The sequence below is a fragment of the Effusibacillus consociatus genome (assembly GCF_042652925.1).
GTDB lineage: Bacteria > Bacillota > Bacilli > Tumebacillales > Effusibacillaceae > Effusibacillus > Effusibacillus consociatus.
The window spans coordinates 204183-226427 of the sequence record NZ_JBHSHC010000112.1; the positions used below are offsets into that span (position 1 = coordinate 204183).

Below are 22245 nucleotides of genomic sequence, written 5' to 3' on the forward strand. Positions count from 1 at the left end.
GGTAATGATGTTTCCTTTGTGAGGGGGGTGCATTTCGTGCAGCAGGTAATCTGGTCATTTCGATACAGCCTGGAGGGAGCCCTGAAGCGAATTCTGTACGAAAACGGGAATCCGTTATCGGAAGAAGAGTTGGCAATTATTGTTGCGGAAGAGTATTCATTTCGTGAACAAAGATCAAGAGAAACCTTGAGAATGCGTATCCACAAGGCGTTGAATGCACCGCACGGTGCCTTTGTTCAGGATGGACAAAAATGGACTTTGCGGCAATTGGAATCTGATGAACTGCACAACGAGGTTTACGCCCTTTTTCAATATTACCGTTGCCCTTTCAAGCAGGGAGAGGTTCTGCGCATGCTTCAGCAGCGGACGCAGAGAAGCAAGGGCGAATTAATGTCCCGGGTGGATCTGGAAAGGGATTGGAGATTCGCGAGGCTTGAAGAGGGCGATTGGGTGCTGACAGAATGGGAACTTGATTCGATTGATGATTCGTTAGAACCGGTGAAGGGGGAAGCAACAATGAACCAGCATGAAGACTTGGTAACGCTTGTCGCAGCAGAGATTGAAGGGTATTTGACACAATTGCAGCAAAGGGATCAGGAAATTCCGAAAGAGGTGATCGAGAAATTTAATTCAGAGGATCTGCGATCGATCGAGCGGCTGATGGGGGAAAAAAAGCGGATTGCCGGTTTCATTGATGATCTTCAGCAACTGGTAAACAAATGGAGCCAACAGAAAGAACCTGTTAACGTATAAAGGGTATGAAACCAGCGGGGGATCGTCTTCACGAAAGGTTTGATCGTTTGCGGACCGTTGTGGATAAATGGGAAAGCAGGGTCATGGAGATGCCGGAACTCGCGTTGGAATTTTTTAATCGCGGGGATCTTCAAAACATCCGCAGTTTGCTTGAGGAAAGAAAAATGCTGCTCGAGAAAATCCGCTTATTCCGCGCTTTCATACAAAAGTGGGAAAATCCCGGTTTTCAATCGATTTTGGGGGTAACAAAGTCTGAAGATGAACAGGGAAGAAAAATTTTTCGATGATTTAAAGAGCGCCGGCATTGAATTGAACCAACCCCAGAAAGAAGCGGTCACGCATGTTGGCGGACCGCTTGTCGTTTTTGCCGGTCCCGGAAGCGGCAAAACAACTGTGTTAACGTGTCGGGCATCTTATTTGATGCAGGTAGCGGGTGTTCACCCACGGGATATGCTTATCGTGACATTTACCAAAGCGGCAGCGGAAGAAATGCGGAACCGGCTTGCGGCGCTGCCGGGTATCGGTTCGTTAAAAGCCCAGTCTTGTGATGCGGGAACGTTTCATTCGATTTTTCTTAGAATTTTGCTTCGGTCATACGGCAGTGTGCCCAAACTCCTGGAAGAATGGGAACAGCGTCTGATCGCTAGAGAATTGCTGCGCAGTGAGGGACAGGATGGTGACGATGAGCAAATCAATGACCTTCTCACCAAAATCGGCCTTTGTAAAAACAATTTAATCCTGCATGAGCAAATCAAGCCCCAGAAACGGGAATATCTTGATTTTAAACGGCGGTATAAAGCATACGAAGACTGGAAATTAAAAAATCACCGCTGGGATTACGATGATATTTTGGTGGAATGCTATCGATTGCTGACAAGCCAACCGGATATCCGGCAGGAATTTGCAAATAAGTACAGGCATATTTTGGTGGACGAATTTCAGGATACGAACCATGTGCAGTATGAGATCGTTAAAATGCTCGCCGTTAACAGCGACCTGTGCATTGTTGGCGACGATGATCAGTCGATCTATCGCTTCAGGGGTTCCCGCGTTGATTTTCTTCTGAATTTTCATCAGGAATTTCCGCGAGCAAAAAAAGTTGTCCTTGCAATGAATTACCGTTCGACCGATCCCATTATCGAAACTTCATGTGCGGTAATTGAGTGCAATGAGAAACGGGAATTCAAGAAGCTTTCGGGTACCGGGAAAAAAGGTGAGCCGCCGGTTCTGTTATTTCCTGCTGACGAGCGGTCAGAAGCGATAATGGTGTTGGAACGCATTCAACAGCAAATGCAGGCAGACGAAAAAATTGAGGAGATCGCGGTGCTGTTTCGAACCAATATTCAGGGACGCGCATTGGTGGATGAAATGGTTCGCCGGGAAATTCCGTTTTGCATGAAAGATTCGGATGCCAATTTTTATGTGCAATGGCAGATCCGGGATATTCTGGCTTATTTCAAGCTTGCTCTGAGGCCTTCCGATGTGGAATCGCTTGTAACAATTCTCAATCGTCCGAAGCGTTATATTTATCAAGACAAGATATCCGTATTCTTATCGAGTAATTACGATCCGGACCGTTCGTGTGTGCATACATTGATGGAACTGCCCGGGCTTGAAACCTGGAAGCGGCGAAAACTTGAAGAGATGGCCTGGGATTTAAAGAAAATAGCCGGAATGACTCCGCGGGAAGCTTTACGGTTTATTCGCAAACAAGTCGGTTACGATCAATATCTGGACGACTACAGTGAAAGAACCCGACAGAAAAAAGAGTTTATATTCGAACCTGTCGAGGTATTGGAACAAGCGGTTCTTCCTTATGAAACCATTGCGGATTTTCTGGCTCACGTGGAGAAGGTAAACGAGGTTCTGCGGCAAGCGAAAAGGACAGACCGCGGCATTCAGTTGATGACGTTCCATAAAGCTAAGGGACTTGAGTTTAAAACTGTTTTTTTGATTGGTCTCGTCAAAGGGATGGTGCCGCACAGCAAGTCACTGAAAGAGAAAGAATCCCAAGAATCCGTGGAGGAAGAACGGCGCTTGTTTTATGTTGGAATCACTAGGGCGAAGGAACAGTTGTATTTATTTGCACCGCAGCAATACCGGGGTGAAAAGATCGAGCGAAGTCCATTTTTGGATGAAATCAAAGCAACCATGAGAAAGATTTAAATAATAACGTCCATTGTAGAATTTTGTTTGATTGGTCCTCATAAATCATGTTGAGATGATTCGGTGTACATGGTATTATAAATTTCGTCGCTTGTCCCACCGGCTTGAAAAACAATTGAAGCTGGTGCTTGACGATTGGACGATTTTCGTGGTATTCTACACGATGTCTCAACTATTCCTCGATAGCTCAGCGGTAGAGCATCCGGCTGTTAACCGGAGGGTCGTAGGTTCGAACCCTACTCGAGGAGCCATTTGCCAGCGTAGCTCAGCAGGTAGAGCAACTGACTTGTAATCAGTAGGTCGCGGGTTCGATTCCTGTCGCTGGCTCCATTGAAGTTGGAGGGATACCAAAGTGGCCAAATGGGGCGGACTGTAAATCCGTTGGCTTCGCCTTCGAAGGTTCGAATCCTTCTCCCTCCACCAGTGATTGTTGAGTTCTTCGAAGGAACTCTGGAAAGCTGTTCCTGGCCCTGCTAATTACTTGGGCTCTTTTTGGGCTTTTTCCGGGGTCCCCGCAAAGTACTCGGAATACGCTTCAAAGCTTCACTTCACTTGGTGGGGTGTTTTATAGGGGCATAGTTCAGTTGGTAGAACGGCGGTCTCCAAAACCGCATGTCGTGGGTTCAAGTCCTGCTGCCCCTGCCAATTTTCTTAAACTTTATATGGTGGGTGTGGCGAAGTGGTTAACGCACCGGATTGTGGCTCCGGGACTCGTGGGTTCGATTCCCATCACTCACCCCATACCAAGTTTGTTCCGAGGTTCCCGCGAAGTGCTCGGAACAAACTCCATCACTTCACTTCGTGGGGTAACAGCGGAAGTTCGACTAAAGGCACCGGCGTCCATGCCGGTCGACGATAAACGCCTCGTCCTGTGACATCGTCGACACTAGGCCATCGGTGACCGTCGGAACGTCGAACGACGCTACGTCTTGTAGGTCTAGTGACTATGGCGGAGAGGACACACCCGTTCCCATCCCGAACACGGAAGTTAAGCTCTCCTGCGCCGATGGTACTTGGGCACGAGCCCTGGGAGAGTAGGTCGTTGCTAGGCGTTTTTTACTTTTGGGGAGTCGCCAAGCGGTAAGGCAACGGACTTTGACTCCGTCATGCGAAGGTTCGATCCCTTCCTCCCCAGCCAAGACTAGGGCCCATCAAAGTGACGGGAAGGCTCCGAGGCTTATTCCGAGTACTTTCACTCAAGAGTACTAGGTCACGCTATGGCACTGAAGTGCCAAGTCGTGCCTTGAGGATGGTAGCCCGAAAATACACTTGCGGATGTGGCGGAATTGGCAGACGCACTGGATTTAGGTTCCAGCGGGCGACCGTGGGGGTTCAAGTCCCTCCATCCGCACCACTTTTTCAGAAATGACGCGGGTTTTCGCGTTTCGACTTCTCAGTAAATATGCGTACAAAAACGAATAGTCCAGTGAAGCTGAACGAGGATTCACAGACACACTGGACTGATGTTTGAACGTTAGCCCTTCTGATTGCCAACGGCACTAGGAGGGTTTTTCTGTATGTAAAAGAAAAGAATTATTGCCACAATTTCAAGTAGACGTTACTTAATGTGGCAAGAAACTTTGAAAGGCAAACGTAATGGCAGAAATGCGGACGCAGAACCTCCACCAATTTCCTGAAAATCAACGGAAACAACGAATAGGAGCTTGTAAGGGTGCGCATACTGTTTTTTGTTGTAAATTTTTGGGGATTGGAGCAATCGGAATGAACAAAAGCCCTTACATTGCTGTTTCTGAACGCTTTCAAGACGAGTCCAAGAATCTTCCTGATGTTTGTAAAGGGTGTATTTGGCGAACGGGAAGGGTCTGCCTGTTCCCTTCATGCATTCGTGCTAAAGGACGGTGATTCTATAACAGGAGAATGCAATTAAACCAGTGTGTGCCCTGAGCTCGGGAGAGCATCTGCCTTACAAGCGGAGGGACGGCGGTTCGATCCCGTCAGCCTCCACCATATTGAAAATTAAACACAGGGCGTTGGTCCCTGTGTTTTTTGTATTGTGATATGATAATATAGAGTAACTATACGAGCCGTCAAAGTAGGTGTTGAACTGTGAGCGTAACAATTTATGATGTGGCAAGGGAAGCTGGAGTGTCGATGGCAACCGTTTCTCGTGTTCTTAACGGAACAGCAGTTGTGAAAGATGAAACCAAGCGAAAGGTGCTGGATGCCATCCAGGCACTTGGCTACCGTCCGAATGCAGTTGCACGAGGACTGGCCAGTAAAAAAACCAAGACGATCGGCATCATTGTACCCGATGTTTCGGCTCCATTTGTAGCGGAAATGGTTCGTGGTATGGAAGATATTGCTACCATGTATGCTTACCAAATTATCCTTAGCAATTCGGATGCTCAAACCGAAAGAGAAATTGACCTGATGGGAACCATGTGGGAGAAGCAGGTGGACGGAGTCCTTTTTATGGGCGACCGTTTGACTGCCGATTTGTTGAAAGCCTTTGAGGAGGCTCAACTGCCGGTCGTTCTTTGTGCAACAGTTGATCCGGAAGGCCGAATTCCATCCGTAAATATTGACAGTGAACAAGCCGCGTATGATGCAACCAAATTCCTGACTCAAAAAGATTGTAAAAATATCTTGCTGCTGAGCGGACCGTCCGACCATCCCGTGATCGGGGAACCACGGCAAAAAGGGTATTTAAAAGCGGTCAAAGAAGCGGGGCTTCAAGCGCGAATCCTTGAATGTTCCGATTTGCGGTATGAGCATGGACTTGATTTGCTGCAACGGGAATTAACCTCCAATCCCCAACCTGACGGAATTATTGCCGTTAGTGACGAACTTGGTGTTGCCTCCATCCATGCTTGTCTCGATGCTGGGCTTGCGGTCCCCGACCAGGTGCGAGTGATCGCATTCGACAACACTCGATTGGCCATCATGGTTCGGCCTGAATTGACCACCATTTCACAGCCGATTTATGATATGGGTGCGGTAGCTATGCGATTTATGACCAAATTGATTCACGATGAACCGGTGGAGGAGTTTTCCGTTATCCTGCCGCACGATATGACAGTTCGCAAATCCACATAGGAGGCCTGTCGATTTGTTTGGATCGTGGATTCAGTCCCATCGTCAGCAAATCATCGGTTGTCTGCAGGAACTTCTGCGGATTCCAAGTGTCGGAGAAGAAAGCTGCGACCCGAACAAACCTTTTGGTGAAGAGACCGACCGAGCATTGCAGTACATGTTGAATCTGGGTGTCTCACACGGGTGTAAGGTTCGAAACGTTGATGGCTACGCGGGACATATCGAGATCGGCGATTCAGATGAATACGTTGCGGTACTTGCTCATCTCGATGTTGTTCCCGCCGGGACAGGCTGGACTTATCCGCCATTTGGCGCTGAGATTCATGAGGGAAAGATCTTTGCAAGAGGAGCCATTGATGACAAAGGACCGGCAATGGCAGCCTTTTACGGATTGTTGGCCGTCAAAGCAAGCGGTCTGCCTCTCAGGAAAAAAGTCCGTTTGATTCTCGGTATTGATGAGGAAACAGACTGGCGCTGCATGGATCACTATTTTCGGAAAGAACCGCTCCCTTGGGGAGGGTTCACCCCTGATGCTGATTTCCCTTTGATCTATGCGGAAAAGGGGATTCTGCATTTCGCGTTGTCTAAACCAAGGGATTCCGTTCATGGAATCAACCTGTATCCTGTCGAAATTATTGGGGGAGATCGCCCCAATATGGTACCCGATTCTTGCAGAGCCACACTGATTGTTTCATCCCAATACATTCCGGTTTTCCAAACAACACTTGAACGATTTTGTAACGAACACGGAATATCTTATACGCTGTCCGAACAAGGGGAAACTAAATTTGCTTTGACAGTTGAAGGGAAATCAGCCCACGGCAGTTTACCGGAACTTGGCGTGAATGCAATCACTCTCATGGGGAAAATCCTTAGTCAATTCCCATCTGCCGAATCAGCGTTTTTCGAGTTCTTGTCGTCCGCCGATCCTGAGGGAAGTTTTTTGGGGATTCAATGTTCCGATGAAATAACGGGAAAGCTATCGTGTAACCTCGGACTTCTTGAAGTGAACGAAAATTCGGTTCGAATGGTGTTTGATGTTCGATATCCTATAGACCGAACGGGTGAAGAACTGGTACAATTGGTTCAACAAACAGTAAGACAATTCAGTTTTCAATTGGACGTGCTCAATGATAAGAAGCCTCTCTATGTACCCAAGGATTCTCCTGTGGTTACGACGCTTCAGCGGGTATATGAAAAACTTGCGCATCAATCATCCGTACCCCTTGCAATAGGAGGCGGTACCTATGCCCGCGCTATACCGAATGCAGTGGCATTTGGCCCTCTGTTCCCAGGTATGGAAGATTTGGCCCATCAAAAGGATGAATGCATTGACATTGAGCATCTGATTCAGATTACCAATCTGTATGCAAATGCCATCTATGAGTTAGCGAAGTGATCTGGTAATCCACGTTACAGAACCATTTATCGAAATGGTGAATAATTCAGAGTAAGAACTCCCGTCTGTAAAGGAGTGATTCAAATGGTAGTAGAAAGGCTTGGAAATAACAAAGTAAGAATCTTCATCAGTTATGAAGACTTGGAAGAACGCGGAATTGACCGTGATGAAATTTGGCAAAACGGGCGCAAGGTTCAGGAACTGTTCTGGGATATGATGGAGCAGGCCTATCTGGAAGTCGGATTTGAGGTAATGGGGCCGATTGCAGTGGAAGCATTCACAATGCCGACTGAAGGTGTTGTCGTAATTGTTACCCAAGTTCCGTCCATTCCTGAGGAAACAGACAAAAATAGGGAAGAAGAATTCGCTGCCGATGAACAAATCATTACAGTCGACCACAGTACTGCAATTACTTTCATGTTTGATGATTTCGAAAATGTGCTGTCGGCCGCCAAGGTGGTCTTTTCATCGTTTGACTTAACCACTTCCTTGTACCACTATAAAGACCGGTACTTCCTTTTTGTGAACGAGGAAGAGATGGAGCAGGAAGACTCCGATGCTTTGTGGGCGCTGCTGTATGAATATGGAACAATGTCCAATGTAACGTTAGCGGTGCTCGAAGAGTACGGCAAATTGATCATCAAAGACACAGCGATCGAGACGCTGAACCAGTATTTCGCATAATAACAAGCAAAGAAGACGGGAGCCGATCCCGTCTTCTTTTATCGGAACAAAAAATAAATTTTCATCAACAAAGCGGCTATTGCGGCACCCATAAGCGGTCCGACGGGTATTCCTTTCATGAAGGCAATCCCGATGATGGATCCTATAACAAGCCCCAGCATCAACTGAGGCTCCATACGGAGCATAATGAGCCCTTGCCCGTTTAGATAGGTTGCTACAATTCCTCCGAATAATGCAAACAATCCGGAGGTAGTGAAAAATGTACCCCATAATTCCTTCGTTTGAATTTTTCCGTTCACAAGCGGTACCAACACTGCGATCATCAAAAACAACAATCCTATTTCAAGTCCGCGTCTCTCTAAAGCGGGAAAGAATCTTTGCAAATTGGACAGTTTCAAGATCAGCAGGACACTTGCGGCTGTAGCAAGAATGCTTGCCCTTCCCACGATGCCTACGATAATCAACAAAACGAGGACAATTTCACCGGCCATAAGCCCCACCCCTTGTATCAATCCATACAAATATATGGACAAGAAAGGGGGCATATGCGAATCAAATTCCGATTCACTCAACAATCATCACGGGAGGATACAAAGGGTTGTTCGTTAACCGGAGAGTATCGCTGCGAAGCCCCCGCCGCAAACATTCGACGGAAATAATTTCCGATGGGGCGAGATTTCCCAGGTTCACATTGGAGCCGAATCTCGAAATCAGTTCCTCCTGCTGAGATTTTAAAGGTGCTTCCCAGATTAATGAGTCGATCGACTTGAGTTGTTCGAGAAGCTGGTCAACATCATCTTTCCTGATCGAACCGTTCGCTTCATACACACCTACGGATTTGCCGGACTCGCGTCCTTCTATAATCACCTTAAACGCGCCTGCTTCGAGATCCTGTTCAATCGTTTCCAATTGTTCTTCGATTGGCAAGTGTACATTCGTTTCTTTCTTTCCTACTTCACTCAGAACCACGAATCCCATGTTTCTGGCCTCTTGAATCAGTTCCCGGCGAAGTTTTCTGTCAAGAGTGATGGTTCCATCAGAAATTTCAATGGCTGAAAATCCAATTTTTTTGGCGCTTCGCATAAATTCCTGCCAACACCCCTGCAGCACTGCTGCCTCAAGGAGAGTACCGCCCGGATAGATTTGAATGTCGTGTTCGCGCAATATGTTAATTTTATTTTGCAGTATGGATTTCGAGTACAGCATGGCGGTTCCAAAGCCTAGTTTCAGGAAATCGATATAGGGGCCGGCCATTTCTACAAGATCCAATGTTTCACGAATTCCTAGTCCCTTGTCAATCAGCATACTTAAACCGCAAGTTCGTGGTTTGGAAAAACGGCCGGGCAGCGGATCACTTATAATCGTATTCCACGGTCTTTGCGGTAAAAATTCGGTCATGATCAAAAAACTCCTTTCCCCTCGTGCAAGTCAAATTCCTTAAGGGTTTGGTAACCTTGACACAACAATGGAAACTGGGCTCCAATATCGTATGCGAAAAACGGGCGTGGGTGTTAAGCCCGTGCTTTTCTTTTTGCCAGAAGTTTTCGGAGGGTTTCGAAGGGAAGAGTGCCGGGTGCTGGCGGGGATGGGGCATCGTTGCCGGGAACACGGATAAGCCAGGTGGATAACGCTGTGGAAAGAAGGGCGAGACCTGCTACCGAAAGAAACATTGCAGCAGTTGAAAGTCCCATTAACCAGGTAAAAACAGGCGGACCAATAGCGACTCCGAGAAATCTGACCGATCCGTAAAAAGAGGTAACGATCCCACGTTCCTCCATACTCACGGCAGAGGTGATCAGCATATTTAAACAGGGCAATACCAGACCGGTTCCGATTCCGCTGATCACAAGCAGGGCCAGCAGCAGGTAAGTATTTCTGACAAAGGAACCGGAACCCAGGGAAACGGCGACGAGGATCATCCCGACGATAATCAGCGTCTTCATTAACCCTTTTTTCTTTTTAATGTTGGATCCGGTGATATAAGAGCTCAAGGACATCGCGAGCAAAGGAATTGCTAATATTCCGCCCTTCAACAGTCCATCAATTTTGTATGTTTCTTCCAAAATCTGAGACAAGTAAAAGAGAACCCCAAACAGAATGAAAAGCGAGCTTGCACCCGCAAAGTAAGCTGTGAGCAGCCATTTCCATTCCCGCTTAAAAATTTTTTTTAGTGATTGTAAGTATTCCGGTATTTTTTGACTTTCTCCCGTTTTCTTCGGTTCCTTTATGAAATACCAGATTGCAAGCGCTGCCGGAATACATAAAACAGGGAAAGCCAAAAAGGCGCCGTACCAAACAATCATTGCAATCAATACACCTAAAATCGGACTCAGGACTTTACCCAGCCCGTTGGAAGCCTCTATTAATCCAAGGGCTTGACTGCGGGCACCTCCTTTGAAAATATCTCCCGCCAGAGCCATCGCAATCGGTGCCGTTCCGGCAGCACCAATCCCCTGCAGAACTCGACCAGCCATGATGATTGCATAGGGCTTCGCCAGCATGAAAGCTGCCAGGCCGGATATGAGACCACCAAGAGCATACAAAAGTAATGCGGGAATAATCACGATCTTGCGGTTAAACCGATCCGAAAGGAAACCGGCCAGAGGGATTATGATTCCCGCCGGAACCGAAAACAGTGTGATAACCAAACTTGCTTGAAATTTGGATATATCAAGCTGTTCCTGCATAGTCGGCAGAATGGGGATCAGCATCGAATTGCCCAACACCATGATAAGCGGAACGCTTCCGAGAGCGATGAGCGGCAGAACCGAAACTTTGGAACTGGTAGAGGTTGATTGCGCCATTCCGTTCAGTCCTTTCCTCAGTGTACAAGTAGTGTATCCATGAATCAGACTCCGATTGCAGGCAGTTGTTGTTAATCCACTCTTGACGAGCTGGCCCAAAGGTTGTACAGTGTATCCAAGAACCAAAGAACTGAATTATTTTGACTCTTATCCAGAGCTGGCGGAGGGACTGGCCCGATGAAGCCCGGCAACCTGAATCTTGTTTAAGATTTGTGGTGCTAATTCCTGCAGGTAGTACCTGACAGATAAGAGGAGGACTTCGGAAATTCACAAGGTCTTTCTCTTTAGAGAAAGGCCTTTTTTAAGTCAGGAGGAGATCACGATGAAAATTGAGACACGTTTGGCGCAAGCAGGGAATCGTCAAGATCCGCGCACAGGAGCAGTATCACTGCCGATTCATCATTCCACCACATTTTCTCATCCCGCTTTGGGGCAAAGTACAGGTTTCGATTATACACGAACTTTAAACCCGACGCGAAAAGTGCTGGAGGATACGATTGCCGACTTGGAGAACGGCACCAGAGGGTTTGCGTTTGCTTCCGGGATGGCTGCAATCGGCTGTTTGTTTGAAATATTTGAGCCCGGGGATCATTTGATTGCATCCAATGACTTGTACGGTGGTACGTATCGATTGTTGGAACAAATTTTGCGAAGAAAAGGCATCACCACCACCTATCTGGATTCCGGGGACTTGGCGGCTGTGGAAGCGGCTGTGCAGCCGAACACGAAAGCGATTTTTATCGAGACTCCGACCAATCCGACAATGAAGATCACTGATATAAAGGGCTGTGCCGCCATTGCGAAAAAATACGGTCTGCTGACGATTGTGGACAATACGTTTATGACCCCTTATTTCCAGCGTCCGCTGGACCTTGGCGCAGATATCGTACTTCACTCGGGAACCAAATATCTTGGTGGTCATAACGACGTGTTGTGTGGATTAATCGTGGTTAAGGATGAAGAACTGGGCGAGAAATTATTCTTTTTGCAAAACTCGATTGGGGCAGTGTTGGGACCGCAAGATTGCTGGTTGATGATTCGTGGGATGAAAACTTTGGCTCTTCGGATGGAGAAACACCAGGAGAATGCCCAGCTGGTTGCAGCATGGCTCGTTAAGCACCCGCAGGTAACAAAGGTGTATTTTCCGGGCCTAACCGATCATGAAGGCAAAGAGGTTCATGAAAAACAAGCTGCAGGATACAGCGGCATGCTGTCATTTGAAGTGGCAGACGAAAATATGATCGAGCCGATTTTGGCAAGTGTGAAAATGATTACTTTTGCCGAAAGTCTTGGGGGCGTGGAATCGTTAATCACCTATCCGGCAAGACAGACCCATTTTGATATTCCGAAAGAAGTACGGGAGGCTTATGGAGTAACAGACAGACTTCTGCGCTTTTCGGTTGGTATTGAACACTACCAGGATATCATTGAGGATCTGGCTCAAGCTTTAGAGGCGGCCAAGGTTGGGGCGGTGTCAAAATGAAATTTCAGACGAAAGCTCTTCATACCGGGGTAGAGGTCGATCCGATAACCGGCGCCTCCAGTGTTCCGATCTACCAAGCTTCTACCTTTCATCAGGAGGAATTTGATTCAACCCAGGAGTTCGATTACGCCCGTTCGGGTAATCCTACCCGAAAAGCGCTGGAACATATTATCGCGGAACTCGAAGGAGCAAACTACGGGTTTGCGTTTGCATCCGGCATGGCTGCAATCACGGGAGTATTGCTGACCTTGTCCTCCGGATCGCATGTTGTTGCTTGTGAAGACATTTACGGCGGAAGTTTTCGGGCGCTGACCCGTGTGTTTTCCCGTTTGGGGATTCAAACTGCTTTTGTGGATGCTTCCGACTTGGACAAAATTGATTCTGCGATCCGCCCTGAGACAAAAATGCTTCTTTTAGAAACGCCTTCAAATCCAACCCTGAAGATTATTGATTTAAAGGGAGCAGCCGAAATCGCAAAAAGAAAAGGGGTTATCACAGTTGTTGATAATACTTTCATGTCCCCTTTCTTGCAGCGGCCTCACGAATCAGGCATTGATGTGGTGGTTCATTCAGGGACCAAATTTTTGGGAGGTCACTCTGACGTTGTTGCGGGACTCGTCACCGTTCGGGATGAGGCGTTAGCCAAAGAAATTTATTTAATCCAGAATGGCTTCGGAGGAGTACTCGGGCCGCAGGATTGTTGGCTGCTCATGCGAGGCATTAAAACCCTCCCCGTCAGGATGACCCAAAGTCAGCAAACAGCGGGAGTGCTTGCAAATTACCTGGCTGCCCACCCAAAAATCAAGAAAGTGTATTACCCGGGTCTGGATGAACACCCTGGCGGTAAAATCCATTTGCAGCAAGCGGACGGTCCTGGTGCGGTATTGTCATTTGAACTGGATGATGCCGAAGCGGTTCGCCGATTTGTAAAAGATTTGCAGCTTCCCATGTTTGCTGTAAGTCTTGGCGGCGTGGAATCCATATTGTCGTATCCGGTGAAAATGTCTCATGCCGCGATGCCTGAACCGGAACGTCTGATCAGAGGCATCAACGGAGGATTGCTTCGCTTTTCGGCAGGGCTGGAAAGTCCTGAAGACCTGATCGAGGATATAGAACAAGCTCTCAAGGGAATATAAAAGTACATCGACAAAAAGGGAGCTGTCCATATGAGACCGGAGTCAGAGGAAACATTGATTAAAGCGGATAACCCGGATGACTTGGAAGGAGCGATATCTGAATCCGCACAGGGAGACCCCGATACATTGGTGGAACAGGACAACCCGGATGATATAGAAATCCCAGATCCATCTTTGAAACATTGAACTTTTGGTCAAGACGTGCTTTCCTAAATGAATAGGGTCAGGTTATACTATCCTTGCATGTCTTCATTTGATTTGCTATTAAAGGTGGTTTAAGAATGAGTAACCGGACAAACACGAAAAATCAAGGAGAGTCATTAAACGTATTGACTCAGACCCAGATGGTGATTAAGGAAGCGTTAAACAAACTGGGGTACGGGGATGAAATGTACGAGCTTCTGAAAGAGCCGCTACGTGTTTTGACTGTTCGCATTCCGGTGCGTATGGACGATGGAACTACCCGCGTTTTCACCGGATATCGTGCGCAACACAACGATGCTGTAGGTCCGACAAAAGGAGGGATTCGGTTTCATCCGGATGTGACCGAAGACGAGGTTAAAGCCCTTGCTTTGTGGATGAGTTTGAAGTGCGGGATCGCACAACTGCCCTACGGCGGAGGAAAAGGGGGAATCATCTGTGATCCGCGGGAAATGTCATTCCGTGAGCTGGAACGGCTGAGTCGCGGATATGTACGTGCCATTTCCCAGGTCGTCGGACCTACCAAAGACATTCCGGCTCCTGACGTTTTTACGAATTCCCAGATCATGGCGTGGATGATGGACGAATATTCGAGAATCAGAGAATTTGATTCTCCGGGCTTTATCACCGGTAAACCTTTAGTCCTCGGTGGTTCCCTCGGCCGTGATGCAGCGACTGCACGCGGTGTGACCATCGCGATCCAAGAAGCCGCTAAGGTAAAGGGAATTGAATTAAAAGGGGCACGCGTTGTCGTTCAAGGTTTTGGCAATGCCGGAGGATATTTGGCCAAGTTTATGCATGACGCGGGTGCAATCGTGATTGGGATCTCAGATGCCTATGGCGGCTTGCACGATCCAAACGGCCTGGACATTGACTACTTGTTGGATCGTCGCGATTCTTTTGGCACTGTAACAAAACTTTATAAAAATACGATTTCAAATGAAGAGCTGCTTGAACTTGACTGTGATATTCTGGTTCCTGCAGCCATTGAAAACCAAATCACTTCAAAAAACGCTCCTCATATAAAAGCGAAAATTGTGGTGGAAGCAGCCAACGGTCCAACCACCTTCGAAGCAACAAAGATACTTACCGAGCGGGGAGTCTTGTTGGTTCCCGACGTATTGGGGAATGCCGGGGGCGTCATTGTTTCGTACTTTGAATGGGTGCAAAACAACCAGGGGTTGTATTGGACGGAGGATGAGGTTGACAGAAGACTCAAAGAAATTCTGGTCAAAGCGTTCAACACGATCTATGAAACTGCACGGGCTCGTAAAATTGATATGCGTTTGGCCGCTTATATGGTCGGGGTACGCCGAATGGCGGAAGCATGCCAATTGCGCGGTTGGGTGTAAGTAGAAACAGAGCAGGGCGCATGCTGATGCATGCGCCCTGCTCTGTTTTAAGGCTCTAATGTTCAAATGCTTTGCGTATTGACTCCAAATCTGAAGTGGACGACAGTAAAACCAGAAGTTTAATGCGGGCTTTTTGACCGTTAAGACCGTTCGAAAATATGGCCCCCAGATCGCGAAGGTGTTTTCCGCCCCCTTCGTATCCGTAAACATCCTGGACCATTCCATTGAAACAGCGTGAGACAAGTACAACGGGTACGCCCCTTTTTATTGCTTGTTGGATCCCGGGAACCACTTCGGGCGGGACGTTGCCTTGTCCCAATGCTTCGATAACGATTCCGGATATGCCATCTTCGAGCAGATGAAAAATCGGGCGGCTGTCCATTCCCAGAGCCATTTTGAGGAGGCCAACAGAACGGTTCATTCTCTCAACCGGATAATACTCATGCTCCAGGGGCATATGACGGAAATGAATCGATCTTTTATCCAATGTTCCTATCGGACCCACTTGTGGCGATTGAAAGGTTGCCACGTTACTGGTGTGCGTTTTGGTTACAAAGCGGGCCCCGTGAATCTCCTCGTTGAATACAACCAAGACCCCTTTTCCGTGTGCTTCTTCGCATGCGGCTGTCCTTACGGAATTCAACAGGTTCAAAGGACCGTCCGCACCAATTTCATTGGAGGATCTCATGGCTCCGGTTACAACCACAGGCTTGCCGGGGGGTAACTGAAGATCGAGAAAAAATGCTGTTTCTTCTAATGTATCGGTTCCGTGTGTAATGACCACCCCATCGATAGTCGGGTTTGAGATCAGGGTTCGCACTTTTTCGAGCAATTGCTCCAAATGTCGGAATGTAAGATGAGGACTCGGGAGATTAAATGCTTCTTCCATATCAACATCCGCATACTGCGAGACAGCGGGCAGGTAGGTTGACAACGTTTTAACCGTAACAGGCCGAACCGTTCCCGTTTCAAGGTCCTCATTCATGGCGATTGTCCCGCCAGTCGTTATTACAACAATTTTTTTCATTGTACCAGTCCTCCTACCCCGATTTTTATACAACTGAAAATAATTGTCAAATTGTGCAGGAAAATAGGTCGTGCGGGCGAATTTTGTATTAAGACGGGAGGGAGTTTGTTGTTCTTGATAATGATGTCTGTAGCTGCTGTAGCACCTGGTATTGCACTCCTGTCGTATTTTTATCTTCGGGATCGCTATGAATCAGAGCCGCTCCGAGCCGTTTTATGGTCTTTTTTTCTTGGCATGCTAGCCGTTTTTCCCGTCATTGGTATCCAACAATTGCTGGAAGGTTTCACCGCCTCTCCATATTTTCATGTGTTTTTTGTGGCAGCAGGCATTGAAGAGATCGTGAAATTCATGATCCTGATTTCTTTTTTAAAGAGAAGTAAAGAAGTAAACGAGCTATATGACGGGATACTTTATGCCGTCGCAATATCTCTTGGATTTGCAACTGTAGAAAACATTATCTCCGTACTACCGCACGGTTGGGAAACAGCAGCGATTCGAGCGGTTCTTCCCGTTCCGGGCCACGCTCTGTTTGCCGTTGTAATGGGATATTATGCGGGCAAGGCCAAATTTTCGAGCCGCACGTTAAAGTTTCAGTTATTCACCAGGTCTTTGCTTTCCGCTTGGCTGCTGCACTCAATCTATGACCTTATTTTAACCGGAACTCATCCGATCTGGGGAATTATGATTCTGCCCTTTATGGTTGGACTGTGGATCTTGGGTTTGCGAAAAATGAAAGCGGCGCAGGATCGATCACCTTTTAAACCAAAAGATTAACATACATGGTATGAACTGACCGAATGTCTGACGATAATTGAGCTATGAAGATCGTGGAAAGGGGGCATCCTATGCGAGAGCTGATCGAATCATCATGGCAGGGAGATGATGCCGCTGTGGTAAGCAACAATCGGGTGAAAGTCCATATTCGATGCAGAAAATGCGGCGAGAGCTTTATTCTTCGCGGTTCGCGTGATTTTAAAGGTCACGTCGATACAGGATTTAAACGTTGCTTGTGTGACAACGAGAGAGACTTTGAAATTGAGACACTGCGGTAACATCCGATCTACAGGAGCGATCAGCTCCTGTATTTTTTTTCCTTCCAGCAATGGGCATAAACAGGGGGTTCCTTCCTCAAAATACAGAAGAAGCAAATCTCCAAGGAGGGGACCAAATTGAAACTGAAGTGGAGTATTTTGGCTGCCGGTTTGTCATTGGCAATGGCCTTCTCTGTACTTTATTCCAGTCCGTCGTCATTTGAGAGAAATTCGACACCAACTTTTACTAACCGAATTTTGGTGAAAGGAAGCACGGGAATTGACGTTCGAGAACTGCAAGGACGGCTGAAACTACTCGGGTTTTACAAACGGGATGTTGACGGTATTTTTGGATGGAGCACCTATTGGGCGGTACGAAATTTTCAATATCAGTTCGGAATAAAGGTTGATGGAAGAGTAGGGGAAGATACAAGAGAAAAGCTTGTCCGGGCCACCCGGAATTACAATCCATGGCGGCCGCCAGCCCAAACCGGCGGTAGAAAGGGAAGAGCTGCCAGAAGAGCCGCATCGCCCAGAAACGATCCGGCCCGGATTGTCCATTCATCAAGCCGCATATCGACAGGGGATTTCAATCTGATGGCAAATGCGATTCACGGTGAGTCCCGTGGCGAACCTTATATTGGACAGGTTGCTGTTGCGGCAGTGATTTTGAATCGTTTGGAGAATCCAAAGTTCCCCAATTCCATTTCCGGGATTATTTTTCAGCCGGGAGCATTTACAGCGGTTGCAGACGGGCAGATCTGGCTTACGCCAAATGAAGAATCGAAAAAAGCGGTAAGCGATGCGTTAAACGGTTGGGATCCTTCGGGCGGAGCCATTTATTACTTTAATCCCGATACGGCAACATCAAAATGGATATGGTCCAGACCCCAAATCAAAAGAATCGGCAAGCATATATTCTGTCGCTAAGTCATTGTACGAGGAGGCCTACCATGGTTAGGAGAATAGTAACTGTCGCAGCCGTACTTGCTTTGGTACTGTTGGGTTTTTGGGGATATCGGGAACATCAGCAAAAGCAAGCGCTGCTGCTCAAAGCCGAAAATCAGTATCAAAGAGCGTTTCACGATCTCTCATCAAACCTCGACCTCTTGCAGGACGAGTTGGGAAAAGCATTGGCCATGAACACACAGCGGCAATTAACCCCTTGTCTGTCAAATATCTGGAGAATTTCATATGTTGCTCAGTCAGATTTGGGTCAGCTGCCGCTAAGTTTGATGCCGTTTAATCGAACTCAGGAATTTCTACGGGATATAGGCGAGTTCTCGTATCGTGTGGCCATTCGCGATCAAAAGAAACAACCGCTCACGGACGACGAATGGAAAACTTTACAAACTCTCTACAACGAAGCAAATGGCATCGAGCAGGATCTTCAAAAACTGCAAACCAATGTACTTACCCATAACCTGCGTTGGATGGATGCAGAACTCGCTTTGTCACAAACCCAAAAGAAAACGGATAATCAAATTGTCGACGGATTTAAAACGGTTGAAAAAAAAGTATCCGCTTTTCCGGAAATCCAGTCTGATACTTTAAGCGCAATGAAATCAAAAGACAAGCCTCATATTCAAAACGTTTCAGGCAATGACGTTTCACAAGAGGAAGCAGCCAAAAAGGCGGCAGCATTTCTGGGCAAATCGGATACATCCGGAATCACCGTCCAGAAGAACGGGAAAGGAATGCAGTATCCCGCATATTCCGTCACTGCTCAGGAACCTAACGGGCAAAAATTTTATATGGACATGACAATCAAAGGCGGGCATGTCACTTGGTTGGTGAAAGACAGGGAAGTGAAAGATCCCACATTGGATTTGGTGTCTGGGCAGCAAAAAGCGGAGCAGTGGCTGTCCGTCCGAGGTTATACCAATCTGACTCTGACGAAAACTGAGCAATACGACAACACTGCGATTTATACATTTGTTCCCAAACAGGAGAATGTATTAATCTACCCTGATACGGTTGCGGTGAAAGTCGCCCTTGATAACGGGGAAATAATCGGTTTTAACGGTCAAGATTACTTGTTCCATCATAAGCAGCGGACGCTGGGAAAGCCGGGTCTTTCGCAGGAACAAGCCAGAAAATTTGTCTCGAAGCATACGCAAATCCAAGAATCAGGGCTTGCGTTAATCGAGGATGAATTGGGCAAAGAGGTTTTAACCTACGAATTTATCGGAACGATGGATAACGATACGTACAAAATCTATATTAATGCTCATAACGGTGATGAGGAAAAAGTGGAAAAATTAAAGCAGCTGTAAGGAGATGGAGCGGGAGTTCCCGCTCCATTTTAATGATTTGTTAATAATTTGCTAAAATTTTAAGGTGTAAGTTATAATTGGCATGGGGGGTTAAGAATCATGAGGGGGAATCTAGTATGTCCATGCCAAGCGCCGGTCAATTTGTTGTTCTCCACGTATCGGAAGGCATTTTCAAAGGGCATTACCATGCACAAATACGAGAGATAAAAAAACAATGGCTGCTCATTGATATTCCTGTAAATACGGAGACTCAAATCTTTGAACCGCTGCCAGAAGGTACCAAGGTTACCGTACATTTTTCAGATGCAAAAGATACACCGTGTGAATTCGATTCCATTATAGAAGCGAATCTGTTCAAGGATGTCCACTTGCAAGTAATCAGAAAACCTGAAAAAGAAGCGATTCGCCGTAAACAAAGACGGGAATATGTAAGAGTGCCCGCTTCCATTTCGGTTGAACTTGTACTGATGGATCTGGAAACCAGAAAAATACATACAATTCCGTCAATCACCCGTGACATTTCCGGAGGTGGTTTATCTCTGATCATACGCAGGGATTCTCCCGTAAAGACAGGAGATTTGGCGGGATTTCGTTTTCGATTGAATGTGGACGGCAAAATCCATGAAATTATAGGCAAGACCCGAGTGCTCAAGGTTTCAAAGGCATCGGATCCGTCGGCCCGAAACACCTGTTCCTTAAAGTTTGTTGAGATAAGCGAAACGAACAGGCAAACCATCATTCAATATGTGTATCGCAGACAGATCGAACTTCGTGAACGGGGTTGGCTTCGCTCGAAGTAAACAAGGTCGGATGTATGAAACACCTCGAACAGGCATACGATGATGTATAAGTGGAGGTGCCATATGGAATACCGTCGGCCTCAATCTTACGAAGAACGTTTTCTGGCCGTTTCCACAAAACTGGAACGGCTTTTCTTTCGTGTTGCCATGCTGGGATTTGCAGGCATTGTAATCAGCCAATTCGTTCTTTCGGTACCGGAACTTCGGCAGGTTCTATCCGTGACAGACGGAATGGAAGGACAAAAAATTTCTCAAGACGGAGACAGTCAGGCTTCAATGAGTGTAACGGCCCATGAGATCATCATCCGGCCGGTTAAAGGTCAGTCAGGTCCGATTGAAGCGTGGGTGAAGATAAATGGAATTCCGATTGTACGTATTGGGGAATCGGAAACGGCCATCAAAGTGAAACATGGGGATCGGATCGAAATCGACACTTCATCCAAGAACGGGATTTACCAGTTCGAAATCGATCATAACGATCCGTCCGTTACAAGTCCGACTCCGGGAACCGTCGTTGAATCAAGTGAAGGTCACGCTGCTGTTGTAGAACAGGTGCTGATTAGCAGTAATTCCCTTGCACGATGACTTTGCATATGTTAGTATGAGGACGAGCGGGCCTTGCCTGCTCTTTCTTTTCATAGGGCGACCTGGCACAATAGTCTACCCACCAAAGTGCAAGCACTTTGGCGGGGCCCGGAGTGCCTTGGCGCCACTTGTGCTCTTTGAGTGCATAGAGCTGCAGGAGGACGTTTGCACATGAATGAAATACGAGTGGCAATTGACGGACCGGCAGGTGCAGGGAAAAGTACTGTTGCGAAAATGGTAGCCAGAAGGCTCGGGTTATTATATATCGATACGGGTGCTATGTACAGGGCGGTTACCTGGAAGGCGATTGAAGAGGGAATCCCTTTGTCGGACGAGCAAAAGCTGGTCGAATTGGCTTCAAATTTACATATCAGATTGCAAACCAATAAACAGAAACAATCCGTTTTTGTGAACGATACAAATGTAACCGAACAGATCCGCTCAAAAGAAGTGACCGAACACGTATCCACTGTCTCCGCCATACCGGGAGTCCGTACTTCGTTGGTTAAGATGCAGCAGAAACTGGCCCAAGAACAAGGGGTTGTCATGGACGGTCGGGATATCGGCACCTGCGTCATTCCGGATGCGGAAGTAAAAATATTCCTGACTGCTTCCTTGGAAGAACGAGCTCGCCGCAGGATGGAAGAATTAATCCGGAAGGGTGTCCAAGTTGATTTCGAGGAATTGAAATCCAGCATTGCAAAACGGGATGAGATGGACAGTTCAAGGGAATTTGCTCCTTTGAGAAAGGCTGAAGATGCATATTCCATTGACACCACCAATTTGTCCTTGGATGAAGTTGTTGAGCAGATCGTGTCGATTTGTGAGAAACAGATAGGCACAAAACTATAGGGAGAAGAGTAAAATGGTTTATACAATAGCAAGAGCAATTTTGCGGTTGTTATATTCGATTTTGTATCCGTTGGAAATTTCCGGGGAGCAGCATATTCCGAAGGAAGGCCCCGTACTCCTTTGTTCGAATCATATCAGCCTATTGGATCCGCCCGCCATTGGAATCTGGTTGGATCGAAAGATCTCATTCTTTGCCAAGGAAGAACTGTTCAGGATTCCCATTTTAAAATCCATTCTTCATCGGATCGGAACGATTCCGGTTAGAAGAGGTGCCGGTGATCGCAGGGCTCTCACCAAAACACTTGAAGTATTAAAGCAGGGTGGAATGGTTGCGATTTTTCCGGAAGGAACCCGAATCAAGTCGGGAATCATTGAGGAAGGAAAAAAAGGAGCCGCCTTTTTTGCTCTTCGCAGCGGGGCCACCGTAATACCTGCCGCTATCCTGGGTCCGTACCGTTTGTTCAGGAAAACGCGAATCGTTTATGGCCCGCCGGTTGATTTAAGCGCCTACCGGGATCAGAAAGCCAATGCGGCGATCATGGAGGAAGTCAGCAATTTGATTATGGAACACATCCGAAGATTGGCGAATGTCAGTATCGAACGATAGAGCAATTTACATACTACTTATAAACAGCACAGAAC

22 protein-coding genes, 7 tRNA genes, 1 rRNA gene and 1 riboswitch are annotated in these 22245 nt (G+C 47.1%); of the genes, 26 read left to right on the forward strand and 4 right to left on the reverse strand.

Going from position 1 to position 22245, the window contains the following annotated elements; translation table 11 throughout:
* Positions 1 to 36: 36 nt before the first annotated feature.
* From ACFO8Q_RS15960 to ACFO8Q_RS16025, 14 genes are all read left to right on the forward strand, one after another.
* The gene (locus ACFO8Q_RS15960) at positions 37 to 753 is read left to right on the forward strand and encodes a hypothetical protein (RefSeq protein ID WP_380026816.1); all 717 of its coding nucleotides are present in this window, start codon (positions 37 to 39) and stop codon (positions 751 to 753) included.
* A 5-nt stretch (positions 754 to 758) separates the two neighbouring features.
* A complete protein-coding gene (locus ACFO8Q_RS15965) occupies positions 759 to 1040 on the forward strand; it encodes a hypothetical protein (protein WP_380026818.1) in 282 nt (93 codons plus the stop codon).
* Positions 1012 to 2919 carry an ATP-dependent helicase gene (locus ACFO8Q_RS15970; RefSeq protein ID WP_380026819.1) on the forward strand — a complete coding sequence of 636 codons (1908 nt, stop codon included), beginning with the start codon at positions 1012 to 1014 and terminating at the stop codon, positions 2917 to 2919. The genes ACFO8Q_RS15965 and ACFO8Q_RS15970 overlap by 29 nt, the downstream gene beginning before the upstream one ends.
* Before the next feature lie 176 nt (positions 2920 to 3095).
* Positions 3096 to 3170, forward strand: a tRNA-Asn gene (locus ACFO8Q_RS15975).
* Between the two features lie 3 nt (positions 3171 to 3173).
* Positions 3174 to 3249 (forward strand) — tRNA-Thr (locus ACFO8Q_RS15980).
* Positions 3250 to 3257: 8 nt separating this feature from the next.
* Positions 3258 to 3342: transfer RNA gene (locus ACFO8Q_RS15985), tRNA-Tyr, on the forward strand.
* 146 nt (positions 3343 to 3488) lie between these two features.
* A tRNA-Trp gene (locus ACFO8Q_RS15990) sits at positions 3489 to 3564 on the forward strand.
* 20 nt (positions 3565 to 3584) lie between these two features.
* Positions 3585 to 3660: transfer RNA gene (locus tag ACFO8Q_RS15995), tRNA-His, on the forward strand.
* 195 nt (positions 3661 to 3855) lie between these two features.
* Positions 3856 to 3970 (forward strand): 5S ribosomal RNA (rrf, locus tag ACFO8Q_RS16000).
* A 12-nt stretch (positions 3971 to 3982) separates the two neighbouring features.
* Positions 3983 to 4057: transfer RNA gene (locus tag ACFO8Q_RS16005), tRNA-Gln, on the forward strand.
* A 133-nt stretch (positions 4058 to 4190) separates the two neighbouring features.
* Positions 4191 to 4273: transfer RNA gene (locus tag ACFO8Q_RS16010), tRNA-Leu, on the forward strand.
* Positions 4274 to 4986: 713 nt separating this feature from the next.
* Positions 4987 to 5976 carry a substrate-binding domain-containing protein gene (locus ACFO8Q_RS16015; protein ID WP_380026820.1) on the forward strand — a complete coding sequence of 330 codons (990 nt, stop codon included), beginning with the start codon at positions 4987 to 4989 and terminating at the stop codon, positions 5974 to 5976.
* 13 nt (positions 5977 to 5989) lie between these two features.
* Positions 5990 to 7372 (forward strand): dipeptidase PepV, encoded by a 1383-nt coding sequence (gene pepV, locus ACFO8Q_RS16020; protein WP_380026821.1) that lies wholly within the window; start codon positions 5990 to 5992, stop codon positions 7370 to 7372.
* Between the two features lie 84 nt (positions 7373 to 7456).
* Positions 7457 to 8056 carry an adaptor protein MecA gene (locus ACFO8Q_RS16025; protein ID WP_380026822.1) on the forward strand — a complete coding sequence of 200 codons (600 nt, stop codon included), beginning with the start codon at positions 7457 to 7459 and terminating at the stop codon, positions 8054 to 8056.
* 38 nt (positions 8057 to 8094) lie between these two features.
* Here the strand turns inward: ACFO8Q_RS16025 and ACFO8Q_RS16030 are convergent, their stop codons facing one another.
* From ACFO8Q_RS16030 to ACFO8Q_RS16040, 3 genes are all read right to left on the reverse strand, one after another.
* Positions 8095 to 8547: a DUF441 domain-containing protein gene (locus ACFO8Q_RS16030; protein ID WP_380026823.1), complete on the reverse strand. Its 453-nt coding sequence runs from the start codon at positions 8545 to 8547 to the stop codon at positions 8095 to 8097.
* Between the two features lie 73 nt (positions 8548 to 8620).
* Positions 8621 to 9454: a phosphosulfolactate synthase gene (gene comA / locus ACFO8Q_RS16035; RefSeq protein WP_380026825.1), complete on the reverse strand. Its 834-nt coding sequence runs from the start codon at positions 9452 to 9454 to the stop codon at positions 8621 to 8623.
* Between the two features lie 113 nt (positions 9455 to 9567).
* Positions 9568 to 10860 (reverse strand): MFS transporter, encoded by a 1293-nt coding sequence (locus tag ACFO8Q_RS16040; RefSeq protein ID WP_380026826.1) that lies wholly within the window; start codon positions 10858 to 10860, stop codon positions 9568 to 9570.
* A gap of 144 nt (positions 10861 to 11004) precedes the next feature.
* Positions 11005 to 11112, forward strand: a riboswitch (SAM riboswitch).
* A gap of 70 nt (positions 11113 to 11182) precedes the next feature.
* Here ACFO8Q_RS16040 and ACFO8Q_RS16045 point away from each other — a divergent pair.
* The 4 genes from ACFO8Q_RS16045 (at position 11183) to ACFO8Q_RS16060 (ending at position 15032) form a co-directional block, all read left to right on the forward strand.
* Positions 11183 to 12343 carry a trans-sulfuration enzyme family protein gene (locus ACFO8Q_RS16045; protein ID WP_380026827.1) on the forward strand — a complete coding sequence of 387 codons (1161 nt, stop codon included), beginning with the start codon at positions 11183 to 11185 and terminating at the stop codon, positions 12341 to 12343.
* The gene (locus ACFO8Q_RS16050; protein WP_380026828.1) at positions 12340 to 13479 is read left to right on the forward strand and encodes a trans-sulfuration enzyme family protein; all 1140 of its coding nucleotides are present in this window, start codon (positions 12340 to 12342) and stop codon (positions 13477 to 13479) included. The genes ACFO8Q_RS16045 and ACFO8Q_RS16050 overlap by 4 nt, the downstream gene beginning before the upstream one ends.
* A 30-nt stretch (positions 13480 to 13509) precedes the next feature.
* A complete protein-coding gene (locus ACFO8Q_RS16055; protein WP_380026829.1) occupies positions 13510 to 13665 on the forward strand; it encodes a hypothetical protein in 156 nt (51 codons plus the stop codon).
* A 95-nt stretch (positions 13666 to 13760) separates the two neighbouring features.
* Entirely contained in the window at positions 13761 to 15032 is a 1272-nt protein-coding gene (locus ACFO8Q_RS16060; RefSeq protein ID WP_380026830.1) for a Glu/Leu/Phe/Val family dehydrogenase, read from the forward strand.
* Between the two features lie 55 nt (positions 15033 to 15087).
* Here ACFO8Q_RS16060 and ACFO8Q_RS16065 read toward each other — a convergent pair whose 3' ends face one another.
* Positions 15088 to 16059 (reverse strand): asparaginase, encoded by a 972-nt coding sequence (locus tag ACFO8Q_RS16065; RefSeq protein ID WP_380026831.1) that lies wholly within the window; start codon positions 16057 to 16059, stop codon positions 15088 to 15090.
* Between the two features lie 108 nt (positions 16060 to 16167).
* Here ACFO8Q_RS16065 and prsW point away from each other — a divergent pair, with 108 nt between their 5' ends.
* The 8 genes from prsW to ACFO8Q_RS16105 all read left to right on the forward strand — a co-directional run bounded on the left by prsW (position 16168) and on the right by ACFO8Q_RS16105 (position 22210).
* A complete protein-coding gene (prsW, locus tag ACFO8Q_RS16070) occupies positions 16168 to 16833 on the forward strand; it encodes a glutamic-type intramembrane protease PrsW (protein WP_380026832.1) in 666 nt (221 codons plus the stop codon).
* A gap of 71 nt (positions 16834 to 16904) precedes the next feature.
* Positions 16905 to 17111: a hypothetical protein gene (locus ACFO8Q_RS16075; protein ID WP_380026833.1), complete on the forward strand. Its 207-nt coding sequence runs from the start codon at positions 16905 to 16907 to the stop codon at positions 17109 to 17111.
* Between the two features lie 117 nt (positions 17112 to 17228).
* Positions 17229 to 18020: a spore cortex-lytic enzyme gene (gene sleB / locus ACFO8Q_RS16080; RefSeq protein WP_380026834.1), complete on the forward strand. Its 792-nt coding sequence runs from the start codon at positions 17229 to 17231 to the stop codon at positions 18018 to 18020.
* A 23-nt stretch (positions 18021 to 18043) separates the two neighbouring features.
* The gene (gene ypeB / locus ACFO8Q_RS16085) at positions 18044 to 19366 is read left to right on the forward strand and encodes a germination protein YpeB (protein WP_380026835.1); all 1323 of its coding nucleotides are present in this window, start codon (positions 18044 to 18046) and stop codon (positions 19364 to 19366) included.
* 116 nt (positions 19367 to 19482) lie between these two features.
* A complete protein-coding gene (locus ACFO8Q_RS16090; protein ID WP_380026836.1) occupies positions 19483 to 20166 on the forward strand; it encodes a flagellar brake protein in 684 nt (227 codons plus the stop codon).
* A gap of 63 nt (positions 20167 to 20229) precedes the next feature.
* On the forward strand, positions 20230 to 20751 hold the full coding sequence (locus ACFO8Q_RS16095) for a hypothetical protein (protein ID WP_380026837.1): 522 nt from the start codon (positions 20230 to 20232) through the stop codon (positions 20749 to 20751).
* Between the two features lie 171 nt (positions 20752 to 20922).
* On the forward strand, positions 20923 to 21603 hold the full coding sequence (cmk, locus tag ACFO8Q_RS16100) for a (d)CMP kinase (protein WP_380026838.1): 681 nt from the start codon (positions 20923 to 20925) through the stop codon (positions 21601 to 21603).
* 13 nt (positions 21604 to 21616) lie between these two features.
* A complete protein-coding gene (locus tag ACFO8Q_RS16105) occupies positions 21617 to 22210 on the forward strand; it encodes a lysophospholipid acyltransferase family protein (protein WP_380026839.1) in 594 nt (197 codons plus the stop codon).
* The last annotated feature ends 35 nt before the right edge of the window (positions 22211 to 22245 follow it).